Origin of the sequence: Pseudomonas sp. MONT-RG-20F-20-E-7-02, assembly GCF_022662395.1 — a bacterium.
GTDB lineage: Bacteria > Pseudomonadota > Gammaproteobacteria > Pseudomonadales > Pseudomonadaceae > Aquipseudomonas.
The window spans coordinates 115,916-128,434 of record NZ_JAKNQN010000006.1; the positions used below are offsets into that span (position 1 = coordinate 115,916).

9 protein-coding genes are annotated in these 12,519 nt (G+C 60.9%); 8 read left to right on the plus strand and 1 reads right to left on the minus strand.

What is annotated here, in order from left to right; all coding sequences use genetic code 11:
* Positions 1–88: 88 nt before the first annotated feature.
* Positions 89–1,516 (minus strand): arginine-ornithine antiporter, encoded by a 1,428-nt coding sequence (gene arcD / locus L8I05_RS18420; protein WP_242170826.1) that lies wholly within the window; start codon positions 1,514–1,516, stop codon positions 89–91.
* 443 nt (positions 1,517–1,959) lie between these two features.
* On the opposite strand from arcD (L8I05_RS18420), the gene arcD (L8I05_RS18425) reads away from it, so the two are divergent.
* The 8 genes from arcD (L8I05_RS18425) to gcvP all read left to right on the plus strand — a co-directional run bounded on the left by arcD (L8I05_RS18425) (position 1,960) and on the right by gcvP (position 12,406).
* Positions 1,960–3,387, plus strand: coding sequence for an arginine-ornithine antiporter (arcD, locus tag L8I05_RS18425; RefSeq protein WP_242170829.1), 1,428 nt, complete (start codon positions 1,960–1,962; stop codon positions 3,385–3,387).
* A gap of 24 nt (positions 3,388–3,411) precedes the next feature.
* Positions 3,412–4,668 carry an arginine deiminase gene (gene arcA / locus L8I05_RS18430; RefSeq protein WP_177017003.1) on the plus strand — a complete coding sequence of 419 codons (1,257 nt, stop codon included), beginning with the start codon at positions 3,412–3,414 and terminating at the stop codon, positions 4,666–4,668.
* Positions 4,669–4,680: 12 nt separating this feature from the next.
* A complete protein-coding gene (locus L8I05_RS18435) occupies positions 4,681–5,691 on the plus strand; it encodes an ornithine carbamoyltransferase (RefSeq protein ID WP_027605559.1) in 1,011 nt (336 codons plus the stop codon).
* Between the two features lie 137 nt (positions 5,692–5,828).
* A complete protein-coding gene (gene arcC, locus L8I05_RS18440) occupies positions 5,829–6,758 on the plus strand; it encodes a carbamate kinase (RefSeq protein ID WP_242170831.1) in 930 nt (309 codons plus the stop codon).
* An 18-nt stretch (positions 6,759–6,776) separates the two neighbouring features.
* Positions 6,777–7,139, plus strand: a complete 363-nt coding sequence (locus tag L8I05_RS18445; protein WP_159959430.1) for a DUF5064 family protein — start codon at positions 6,777–6,779, stop codon at positions 7,137–7,139.
* A 172-nt stretch (positions 7,140–7,311) separates the two neighbouring features.
* Positions 7,312–8,820, plus strand: coding sequence for a sigma-54-dependent transcriptional regulator (locus L8I05_RS18450; RefSeq protein ID WP_242170834.1), 1,509 nt, complete (start codon positions 7,312–7,314; stop codon positions 8,818–8,820).
* Between the two features lie 354 nt (positions 8,821–9,174).
* Positions 9,175–9,558, plus strand: a complete 384-nt coding sequence (gene gcvH, locus L8I05_RS18455) for a glycine cleavage system protein GcvH (RefSeq protein WP_177017005.1) — start codon at positions 9,175–9,177, stop codon at positions 9,556–9,558.
* A 10-nt stretch (positions 9,559–9,568) separates the two neighbouring features.
* Positions 9,569–12,406 (plus strand): aminomethyl-transferring glycine dehydrogenase, encoded by a 2,838-nt coding sequence (gcvP, locus tag L8I05_RS18460; RefSeq protein ID WP_242170835.1) that lies wholly within the window; start codon positions 9,569–9,571, stop codon positions 12,404–12,406.
* The last annotated feature ends 113 nt before the right edge of the window (positions 12,407–12,519 follow it).

Genomic DNA, 12,519 nt, shown 5'->3' on the forward strand with positions numbered 1-12,519 from the left:
GCTTGCCCGCGATGAGGCCCTCACAGGCGCTGCGCCGCTAAAAAGCCCAGCATCGCCGCCCAGTCATAGGGCAGCTGATACGCCAATCTCACAACGACAACACCCCGCTATACAGCCCATACGCCGCCAGCCCGGCGCCTGCGACCACGCAACTGAAAATGCCTTTTTCCAGGTGGGTGAACAAGGGCTGGCCCTGCTCGCGCTTGGCCAGGGCGAACAGGATCACGCCGGGCGCATACAGCAGCGCCGAGAGCAGCAGGTATTTCAAACCGCCGGCGTACAGCAGCCAAACGGCGTAGCCAAGCGCGACCAAGCCGACCAGTAAGTCCTTGCAACGTTGGCGCTGGGCGCCGTCATAGGTTTCGCCGCGCCCGCTGAGCAGCACCGCATACGCCGCCGACCACAAGTAGGGCACCAGAATCATCGACGAGGCCAGGTAGATCAACGTGGTGTAGGTGCTGTGGGAAAACAGCGTGATCACCAGAAAGATCTGGATCATCACATTGGTCAGCCACAGCGCATTGACCGGCACGCGGTTGGCGTTTTCCTTTTTCAGGAAGGCCGGCATGGTCTTGTCATGGGCGGTGGCGTAGAGGATTTCCGCACACAGCAGCGCCCAGGACAGCAAGGCGCCGAGCAACGACACCGCCAGGCCAATGCTGATCGCCATCGCCCCCCAAGGCCCGGCGATATGCTCCAGCACACCGGCCAGGGACGGGTTTTGCAATTGCGCCAGTTCCGGCTGGCTCATGATCCCCAGCGACAACACATTCACCAGCACCAGCAGCGCCAGCACACCGAGAAAGCCGATCACCGTGGCGCGGCCGACGTCCGAGCGTTTCTCGGCGCGCGCCGAATACACGCTGGCACCCTCGATGCCGATAAACACGAACACGGTGACCAGCATCATGTTGCGCACCTGATCAACCACACTGCCGAACTGTGGATTGCCCAAGCCCCAGATATCGCGGGTAAAGACATCCGCCTTGAACGCCACGGCGGCGATCACGATAAACATCAGCAACGGCACGATCTTCGCCACGGTGGTGACCTGGTTGATGAACGCCGCCTCCTTGATCCCGCGCAGCACCAGAAAGTGCACGGCCCACAACAACAGCGACGCGCAGCCGATGGCCACCGGCGTATTGCCCTGGCCGAACACCGGGAAGAAGTAGCCGAGGGTGCTGAACAGCAACACGAAGTAACCCACATTGCCCATCCAGGCACTGATCCAGTAACCCCACGCAGACGAGAAGCCCATGTAATCGCCGAAACCGGCCTTGGCGTAGGCATACACCCCGGAATCCAGCTCGGGTTTGCGGTTGGCCAGGGTCTGGAACACGAACGCCAGGGTCAGCATGCCGACGGCGGTGATCGCCCAGCCGATCAATATCGCGCCCACTTCGGCACGTGCGGCCATGTTCTGCGGCAAGGAGAAAATCCCCCCGCCGATCATCGAGCCCACCACCAGCGCTATCAGCGCGCTGAGCTTGAGTTTTTGGGCCGGTTGGGACATGAAGACTCCTGATAAAAATAGTTTGAGCTGACAACCGTGCACTCAACTAATTAATTCAGCGAGTGTAGCGTTTATTAAAGGCAGCGATAAAACCGTCACGCTCATAACGCAATGGCATGACACTTTATAAAGTTTAGGTTTATTTAGAATTTAAATAGGCAGGCACTTTGCCAGCCTTCGTCTATTTAGCGGCGCGTCCCGAAATAGTTTGCACATTCATTAAAAAGGGCTAGTTTCAAAGTCCACCCAAACGCACCAAACAATTAGCCACAACGCAGAGCCGCTCTGGGACGCGACTTTGCGAGGAACAGTATCGCCCGCGAATCTTACCCCTAAGTCATTAATTCACAATGGAATGTGCCAATGAAGTGATCTGAGTCAGCTGTTTGATTAGCGCACAGACTTATTCTGTGGTCTCTCTTCTCCTGCATTGGAGTCATGCAATGTCTGAATCTCCCGGAAAACTTCGATTAGGCGCGCTGGTTGCACTGGTCGTGGGCTCAATGATTGGCGGCGGGATCTTCTCACTGCCGCAAAACATGGCCGCCAGCGCCGATGTGGGTGCGGTGTTGATCGGTTGGGTGATTACCGCCATCGGCATGCTGACCCTCGCGTTCGTGTTCCAGACCCTGGCCAACCGCAAACCCGACATCGACGGCGGCGTGTACGCCTACGCCAAGGCCGGGTTCGGCGACTACATGGGTTTCTCGTCAGCCTGGGGCTACTGGATCAGCGCCTGGCTGGGCAACGTCGGTTATTTTGTGTTGCTGTTCAGCACCCTCGGTTACTTCTTTCCGGTTTTCGGCGAAGGCAACACGCCGGCGGCGGTGATTGGCGCGTCGGTACTGCTGTGGGCCGTGCACTTTCTGGTGCTGCGCGGGATCAAGGAAGCCGCGTTCATCAACCTGGTGACCACCGTCGCCAAAGTCGTGCCGCTGGTGCTGTTCGTGTTGATCGCGGTGTTCGCGTTCAAGCTGGACATCTTCACCGCTGACATCTGGGGCGTGAAAAACCCGGATCTGGGCAGTGTGATGAACCAGGTGCGCAACATGATGCTGGTCACCGTGTGGGTGTTCATCGGTATCGAAGGCGCGAGCATCTTCTCCTCCCGCGCAGAAAAACGCTCCGACGTCGGCAAGGCCACGGTGATCGGTTTTATCACTGTGTTGCTGTTCCTGATGCTGGTGAACGTGCTGTCCCTGGGGATCATGACCCAGCCGGAACTGGCCAAGTTGCAGAACCCGTCGATGGCCGCCGTGCTGGAGCATGTGGTCGGCCATTGGGGCGCGGTGCTGATCAGCGTCGGCTTGATCATTTCCTTGCTGGGCGCCCTGCTGTCGTGGGTGCTGCTGTGTGCGGAGATCATGTTCGCCGCCGCCAAGGACCACACCATGCCGGAGTTTCTGCGCAAGGAAAACGCCAACCACGTGCCGGCCAACGCCCTGTGGCTGACCAATGCCATGGTGCAGATTTTCCTGGTGATCACGCTGTTCTCCGCCAGCACTTACCTGTCGCTGATCTACCTCGCCACCTCGATGATCCTGGTGCCTTACCTGTGGTCGGCGGCTTACGCGTTGCTGCTGGCGGTGCGCGGCGAGACCTACGAAAACGCTCTGCGCGAGCGCAAGAAAGACCTGTTTATCGGCGCCATCGCGTTGATCTACGCGATCTGGCTGCTCTACGCCGGCGGCGTCAAATACCTGCTGCTGTCCGCCCTGCTGTATGCGCCTGGCGTGATCCTGTTCGCCAAGGCCAAGCATGAACTGGGCAAACCGATTTTCACCAACGTCGAGAAGCTGATTTTTGCCGCAGTAGTCATTGGCGCCCTGGTGGCTGCCTATGGCCTCTACGACGGCTTCCTGACTCTGTAACTTTTGTTCACTGGAGGATCTGTAATGACCACGGAAAAAGTGAAGTACGGCGTACATTCCGAAGCCGGCAAACTGCGCAAAGTCATGGTGTGCTCCCCAGGTTTGGCCCACCAGCGGCTGACCCCCAACAACTGCGATGAACTGCTGTTCGATGACGTGCTGTGGGTGGCCCAGGCCAAGCGCGACCATTTCGACTTCGTCACCAAAATGCGCGAGCGGGACATTGATGTGCTGGAAATGCACAACCTGCTGACCGACATCGTCGCCATCCCCGAAGCGCTGGACTGGATCCTGGAACGCAAGATCACCGCCAATACGGTGGGCCTGGGCCTGGTCGACGAAGTTGGCTCGTGGCTGCGCAGCCTGGAGCCGCGCAAAATCAGCGAGTTCCTGATTGGTGGCGTGTCGGCCGATGACCTGCCGGGCAGCTTTGGCGGCAAGACCATCGAGATGTTCCGCGACTTTCTGGGCCACGCCAGTTTCATTCTGCCGCCGCTGCCCAACACCCAATTCACCCGCGACACCACCTGCTGGATCTACGGCGGTGTGACGCTTAACCCGATGTACTGGCCGGCGCGACGCCAGGAAACCCTGCTGGCCTCGGCCATCTATAAATTCCACCCTGAGTTCACCAACGCCGACTTCCAGATCTGGTACGGCGACCCCGACCAGGAGCACGGCGCCGCCACGCTGGAAGGCGGCGACGTGATGCCGATCGGCAATGGCGTGGTACTGATCGGCATGGGCGAGCGCTCGTCCCACCAGGCCATCGGCCAACTGGCGCGCAACCTGTTCAAGAACAAAGCCGTGGAACGCGTGATCGTTGCCGGCCTGCCGAAATCCCGCGCGGCGATGCACCTGGACACAGTGTTCAGCTTCTGCGACCGCGACCTGGTCACCATCTTCCCCGAAGTGGTCAACCAGATCGTGCCCTTCACCCTGCGCCCGGATGAAAGCAAGCCGCACGGCATCGATATCCAACGGGAGAAAACCAACTTCCTCGAAACCGTCGCCGCCGCCCTCAACCTCAAGGCCCTGCGTGTGGTGGAAACCGGCGGCAACAGCTTCGCCGCCGAGCGCGAGCAGTGGGATGACGGCAACAACGTGGTGGCCGTGGAGCCTGGCGTGGTGATCGGTTACGACCGCAACACCTACACCAACACGTTGCTGCGCAAGGCCGGTGTGGAAGTCATCACCATCAGCGCCGGTGAACTCGGCCGTGGCCGTGGCGGCGGCCACTGCATGACTTGCCCGATCATCCGCGACCCAATCGACTACTAAGGAGATTCCATCATGGCTTTCAACATGCGCAACCGCAGCCTGCTGTCGCTGATGCACCACACCACGCGCGAGCTGCATTACCTGCTGGACCTGTCCCGCGACCTCAAACGCGCCAAATACACCGGCACCGAGCGTCCGCACCTGCAAGGCAAGAACATCGCGCTGATCTTCGAAAAAACCTCGACCCGCACCCGTTGCGCGTTCGAAGTGGCGGCCCATGACCAAGGCGCCCACGTCACCTACATTGACCCGGTGTCGTCGCAGATCGGCCACAAAGAAAGCATGAAAGACACCGCCCGCGTCCTGGGCCGTATGTTCGATGCCATCGAGTACCGTGGCTTTGAACAGGAAATCGTCGAAGAGCTGGCCAAGTTCGCCGGCGTGCCGGTGTTCAACGGCCTCACCGCCGAATTCCACCCCACCCAAATGATCGCCGACACCCTGACCATGCGCGAGCACAGCGACAAGCCGCTGCATGACATCAGCTACGCCTATCTGGGCGACGCGCGTTACAACATGGGCAACTCGCTGCTGATGATCGGCGCCAAGCTGGGCATGGATGTGCGCATCGGCGCGCCAAAAGCGCTGTGGCCACACGAGGATTTCATCAAGCAGTGCCAGGCGTTTGCCGAAGAGAGCGGCGCGCGTATCACCATCACCGAAGACCCGAAAGAAGCAGTGAAAGGCGTGGACTTCATCCACACCGATATCTGGGTGTCGATGGGCGAGCCGGTGGAAGCGTGGGACGAGCGCATCGAGCAACTGCTGCCGTACCAGGTCAACGCCAAGATGATGAAGGCCTCGGGCAACCCTCGGGTGAAGTTCATGCACTGCCTGCCGGCGTTCCATAACAGCGAAACCAAGGTGGGTAAGGACATCGCTGCACGCTACCCGAACCTGGCCAATGGCGTGGAAGTGACCGAAGAGGTGTTCGAGTCGCCAGCCAACATCGCGTTTGAGCAAGCGGAAAACCGCATGCATACCATCAAGGCGATTTTGGTGTCGGCGCTGGCGGATATCTAACCCTCACACTGATCGCTCCCACGCTCCGCGTGGGAACGCAGCCTGTGACGCTCCGCGTCACAAGAGCGGACGCAGAGCGTCCAGTGAGGCATTCCCACGCAGAGCGTGGGAACATCAACTTCAGAAGGACATTCTTTATGCGCATCGTCGTAGCCCTGGGCGGCAACGCCCTGCTCCGCCGTGGTGAACCCATGACCGCGGACAACCAACGCGCCAATATCCGCATCGCCACCGAACAGATCGCCAAGATCCACCCCGGCAACGAGCTGGTGATTGCCCATGGCAATGGCCCGCAAGTCGGCCTGCTGTCGTTGCAGGCGGCGGCCTACACCAGCGTGTCGCCGTACCCGCTGGACGTGCTGGGCGCCGAAACCGAAGGCATGATCGGCTACATCATCGAGCAGGAACTGGGCAACCTGCTGGACTTCGAAGTGCCGTTTGCCACACTGCTGACCCAGGTCGAAGTGGACGCCAACGACCCGGCGTTCAAGAACCCGACCAAGCCTATCGGCCCGGTGTACGCCAAAGCTGAAGCCGAGAAACTCGCCGCCGAAAAAGGCTGGGCCATCGCCCCGGACGGCGATAAATACCGCCGCGTGGTCGCCAGCCCACGCCCCAAACGCATCTTTGAAATCCGCCCGATCAAGTGGCTGCTGGAAAAAAGCGCCATCGTCATCTGTGCCGGTGGTGGCGGCATCCCCACAATGTATGGCGAAGACGGCAAGCTGCGCGGCATTGAAGCGGTGATCGACAAAGACCTGTGCTCATCACTGTTGGCCGCGCAACTGGACGCCGATTTGCTGGTGATCGCCACCGACGTCAACGCGGCCTTTATCGACTTCGGCAAGCCGACCCAGCAGGCGATCGGCCAGGCTCACCCCGACGAAATGGAAAAGCTCGGCTTCGCCGCCGGTTCCATGGGGCCCAAGGTGCAAGCCGCCTGCGAGTTTGCCCGCCAGACTGGCAAAACCGCCGTCATCGGTTCACTCTCGGACATCGAAGCCATTGTCCAGGGCAGCGCCGGCACACGCATCAGCACGGCAACACCTGGCATCACCTACCTGTGAAGTAGAGGAGAAACGCCTATGGCCACCTTTGAACCCGGTCACCTGCACGTCGAACGTCACGCGCTCAACAAGGATGATTACAGCTACAACCTGTGCATCGACTACGAAGTCAGCCAGGACCCAAAGGAAGGCAAGGGAATGCTCTTCAAGCTGCACGGTTCGGTGCAGGGCAAGGACCTCAAGGAGGAATTCTTTTTGCCTAAGGACCAGGCATTTGATTTCGCCCGGCATGCGATGAACATCGCGCAGAAATATGGCATGCCGAAGGTTGCGACGCTCAACGGCCAGATGCACAAGCAGTACGACTTGATGTTTGAGGATGTACGGCATCAGTTGGATGTGAAGGCGGGCGATCCGGTAAAGCCCGAGCACCTGGAGTAAGAACACCGTAACTCCAATGTGGGAGCTGGCTTGCCTGCGATGACGGCGGATCAGTCACCGAAAGTATCGGCTGACAAACCGATATCGCAGGCAAGCCAGCTCCCACATTTTTTGATCTCCACCACCTGTCAGGCATACTTGCCGTCTCCAGTTCCCCAGAATTGCTAGCCCCATGCGTATCCACGTCAGCTTCATCGACCGCGTCGGCATTACCCAGGAAGTCCTGGCCTTGCTCGGTGGGCGCAATCTCAACCTGGATGCGGTGGAGATGGTGCCGCCCAACGTCTACATCGACGCGCCGACCCTCAGCGCCGAGGTACTCGAAGAACTGCGTGATGCGCTGTTCAGCGTGCAAGGCGTGCAAGCAGTCACCGTGGTCGACATCCTTCCCGGCCAGCGCCGCCACTTGCAACTCGACGCCCTGCTGGCCGCGATGACCGACCCGGTATTGGCCCTGGACAGCGCGGGCAAGATCCTGCTGGCCAACCCGGCATTGATCGCGCTGTATGGCCGCGAACCCGCGGGTGAAAGTATCAGCGCGCTGTTCAATGACTCGGCGCTGCTGGAGACCTTGCTGGAGCATGGTTTTCGCCTGCCTTTGCGCGAAATCAGCGTCAACGGCCAGACCTTTTTGCTCGACGCCACGCCCATCACCGACGCCGGCGCCTTGCTGACGCTGTACCAGCCCAACCGCATCGGCGAGCAATTGTCGGCGCTGCACCATGACCATGCCGAAGGCTTTGATGCGCTGTTGGGCGAGTCCCCGGTGATCCGCACCCTCAAGGCGCGTGCGCAACGGGTGGCGGCACTGGATGCACCGTTGCTGATCCAGGGCGAAACAGGCACCGGCAAAGAGCTGGTGGCGCGGGCCTGCCATGCGATCAGCGCGCGCCACAGTGCACCGTTTTTGGCGCTGAACTGTGCGGCGTTGCCGGAGAACCTGGCCGAGAGTGAACTGTTTGGTTATGCCCCCGGCGCTTTTACCGGTGCCCAACGCGGCGGCAAGCCGGGGCTGATGGAGCTGGCCAACCAGGGCACGGTATTCCTCGATGAGATCGGCGAAATGTCGCCGTACTTGCAGGCCAAACTGCTGCGCTTTCTCAATGACGGCAGCTTCCGGCGCGTGGGCGGCGACCGCGAAGTGAAGGTCAATGTGCGCATTCTCAGCGCCACCCACCGCGACCTGGAAAAAATGGTCAGCGAGGGTACTTTCCGCGAAGACCTGTTCTACCGCCTCAACGTGCTCAACGTTGAAGTGCCGCCGCTGCGTGAACGCGGCCAGGACATCCTGCTGCTGGCCCGCTACTTCATGCAGCAGGCCTGCGCGCAGATCCAGCGCCCGGTGTGCCGCCTGGCGCCCGGCACTTACCCGGCGCTGCTGGGCAACCGCTGGCCGGGCAATGTGCGCCAGCTGCAAAACGTGATCTTCCGCGCCGCCGCCATTTGCGAAAGCAGCGTGGTGGACATCGGCGACCTGGACATCGCCGGCACCTCGGTAGCGCGCCAGAGCGACGGCGAAATCGACAGCCTGGAACAGGCGGTGGAAGACTTCGAGCGCAGCCTGCTGGAAAAGCTCTACGCCAGCTACCCCTCGACCCGCCAACTGGCGAGCCGCCTGCAGACTTCGCACACGGCGATTGCGCATCGGCTGCGCAAGTACGGCATTCCCAACAAGCCCTGACTGAATAAACGCTGATCAAAATGTGGAAGCCAGCTCCCACACAAACACCTCCCACATGGACGGCACTCCAGATTTTGGTCTGAGAACGACATCCAGTGTACTGAAAGCGCTACAGCGTAACGATATCGCTACAACCCTGTTTTTTGCGTGCCATGCAAGGCTTTGATCCACATAGGCTTTTTTTCACAGGCCCAGCTGTAGCGAAATCGCTACAGCAAAAACGTCCAGCGCCATTACCAATTTTATTAAGCCATTGATTTATAAAGGTTTAATAACGTTGGCCGCGATATTGCTAAGCAACTCCCCATTATTCCAATCCCGTCCACCAGACGAATCTGGCCTTGAGGAGTTTCCATGAGCGAGTTGCGTTTCACTGAAGATCACGAATGGCTGCGCGCCGAAGCCGATGGCAGCGTCACCGTGGGTATCACCGCTTTCGCGCAGAACGCGCTGGGTGATGTGGTTTTCGTGCAACTGCCGGAGTTGCAGTCCTACGCGAAGGGCGCAGAAGCCTCCACCGTTGAGTCGGTCAAGGCCGCGAGTGGCGTGTACATGCCGCTGGACGGCGAAGTTCTCGAAGTTAACGAAAAGCTCAGCGACAGCCCGGAGCTGGTCAACGAAGACCCGATGGGCGAAGGTTGGTTCTTCCGCTTTAAACCCGCTGATGCCAGTGCAGTGGCTAAGCTGTTGGATCAGGATGCGTACGACCGCCTGATCAAAGCCAACGCTGAAGCTTGAGGAGCGCGCCATGACCGTTAATCTCACTACCGCCAACGAATTCATCGCCCGCCATATCGGCCCACGCCAGGAAGACGAGCAGCAAATGCTCGCAAAGCTGGGCTTTGACTCCCTGGAAGCCCTGAGCGCCAGCGTGATCCCGGAAAGCATCAAGGGCACCAGCGTGCTCGGCCTGGAAGACGGCCTGAGCGAAGCCGAGGCCCTGGCCAAGATCAAGGCCATCGCCGGCAAGAACCAACTGTTCAAGACCTACATCGGCCAGGGCTACTACAACTGCCATACGCCCTCGCCGATCCTGCGCAACCTGCTGGAAAACCCGGCCTGGTACACCGCCTACACCCCATACCAACCCGAGATTTCCCAAGGCCGCCTGGAAGCGCTGCTGAACTTCCAGACCCTGATCAGCGACCTCACCGGCCTGCCGATTGCCAACGCCTCCCTGCTCGACGAAGCCACCGCCGCCGCCGAAGCCATGACCTTCTGCAAGCGCCTGAGCAAGAACAAGGGCAGCAACGCCTTCTTCGCCTCGATCCACAGCCACCCGCAAACCCTCGACGTGCTGCGCACGCGTGCCGAGCCGCTGGGCATTGACGTAGTGGTGGGCGATGAGCGCGAGTTGACCGACGTCAGCCCGTTCTTCGGCGCCCTGCTGCAATACCCGGCCAGCAACGGTGACGTGTTTGATTACCGCGAACTGACCGAGCGCTTCCACGCCGCCAACGCCCTGGTCGCCGTGGCCGCTGACCTGCTGGCCCTGACCCTGCTGACGCCTCCGGGCGAGTTCGGCGCCGACGTGGCCATCGGCAGCGCGCAACGCTTTGGCGTGCCGCTGGGCTTTGGTGGCCCGCACGCGGCGTACTTCTCCACCAAGGATGCGTTCAAGCGCGACATGCCGGGCCGCCTGGTCGGTGTGTCCGTCGACCGTTTCGGCAAGCCGGCCCTGCGCCTGGCCATGCAGACCCGCGAGCAACATATCCGCCGCGAGAAGGCCACCAGCAACATCTGCACCGCCCAAGTGCTGCTGGCCAACATCGCCAGCATGTACGCCGTGTACCACGGCCCGAAAGGCCTGACCCAGATCGCCAACCGTGTTCATCACCTGACCGCGATTCTCGCCAAAGGCCTCAGCGCTTTGGGCCTGAAGGTCGAGCAGGAACACTTCTTCGACACCCTGACCCTCAACACCGGCGCCCAAACCGCCGCCCTGCACGACAAGGCCCGCGCCCAGCGCATCAACCTGCGTGTGGTGGATGCTGAGCGTCTAGGCCTGTCGGTCGACGAAACCACCACCCAGGCGGATATCGAAGCCTTGTGGTCAATTTTCGCCGACGGCAAGGCACTGCCCGCCTTCGCCGAGGCTGAAAGCACGCTGCCGGCCGCGCTGCTGCGCCAGTCGCCGATCCTCAGCCACCCGGTGTTCAACCGTTACCACTCCGAAACCGAGCTGATGCGCTACCTGCGCAAACTGGCCGACAAGGACCTGGCGCTGGACCGCACCATGATCCCGCTGGGCTCGTGCACCATGAAGCTCAACGCCGCCAGCGAAATGATCCCGGTGACCTGGGCCGAGTTCGGTGCCCTGCACCCGTTCGCCCCGGCCGCGCAAAGCGCTGGTTACCTGCAGCTGACGTCCGAGCTGGAAGCCATGCTCTGCGCCGCCACCGGTTATGACGCTATCTCGCTGCAACCGAACGCCGGTTCCCAGGGTGAATACGCAGGCCTCTTGGCCATTCGTGCCTATCACCAGAGCCGTGGCGAAGAGCGCCGCGACATCTGCCTGATCCCGTCGTCGGCCCACGGCACCAACCCGGCGACCGCCAACATGGCCGGTATGCGCGTGGTGGTCACTGCCTGCGACGCACGCGGCAACGTGGATATCGAAGACCTGCGCGCCAAGGCCATCGAGCACCGCGAGCACCTCGCCGCGCTGATGATCACCTACCCGTCCACCCACGGCGTGTTCGAAGAAGGCATCCGCGAAATCTGCGGGATCATTCACGACAACGGCGGCCAGGTGTACATCGACGGCGCCAACATGAACGCGATGGTTGGCCTGTGCGCACCGGGCAAGTTCGGCGGCGACGTGTCCCACCTGAACCTGCATAAAACCTTCTGCATTCCTCACGGCGGTGGCGGCCCGGGCGTTGGCCCGATTGGCGTCAAGTCGCACCTCACGCCATTCCTGCCCGGCCATGCGGCCATGGAACGCAAGGAAGGCGCGGTATGCGCGGCGCCGTTCGGCAGCGCGAGCATCCTGCCGATCACCTGGATGTACATCAGCATGATGGGCGGCGCGGGCCTCAAGCGTGCTTCGCAGCTGGCGATCCTGAATGCCAACTACATTTCCCGTCGCCTCGAAGAGCATTACCCAGTGCTCTACACCGGCAGCAACGGCCTGGTGGCGCACGAATGCATCCTGGACCTGCGCCCACTGAAAGACAGCAGCGGCATCAGCGTCGACGACGTGGCCAAGCGCCTGATCGATTTTGGCTTCCACGCGCCGACCATGTCGTTCCCGGTGGCCGGCACCTTGATGATCGAGCCAACCGAAAGTGAATCCAAGGAAGAACTGGACCGCTTCTGTGACGCCATGATCGCCATCCGCGAAGAAATTCGCGCGGTGGAAAACGGCACCCTGGACAAAGACGACAACCCACTGAAAAACGCGCCGCACACCGCCGCTGAAATCGTCGGTGAATGGAGCCACCCGTACAGCCGTGAACAAGCGGTGTACCCGGTTGCGTCGCTGATCGAAGGCAAGTACTGGCCACCGGTTGGCCGAGTCGACAACGTGTTTGGCGATCGCAACCTGGTGTGTGCGTGCCCGTCGATTGAGAGCTACGCGTAACACTGACTGACGGAACAGGGTCAAGTGTGGGAGCTGGCTTGCCTGCGATGGCATCACCCGGGTCTACCTGATAGACCGGGGTGATGCCATCGCAGGCACGCCTGCTCCCACCT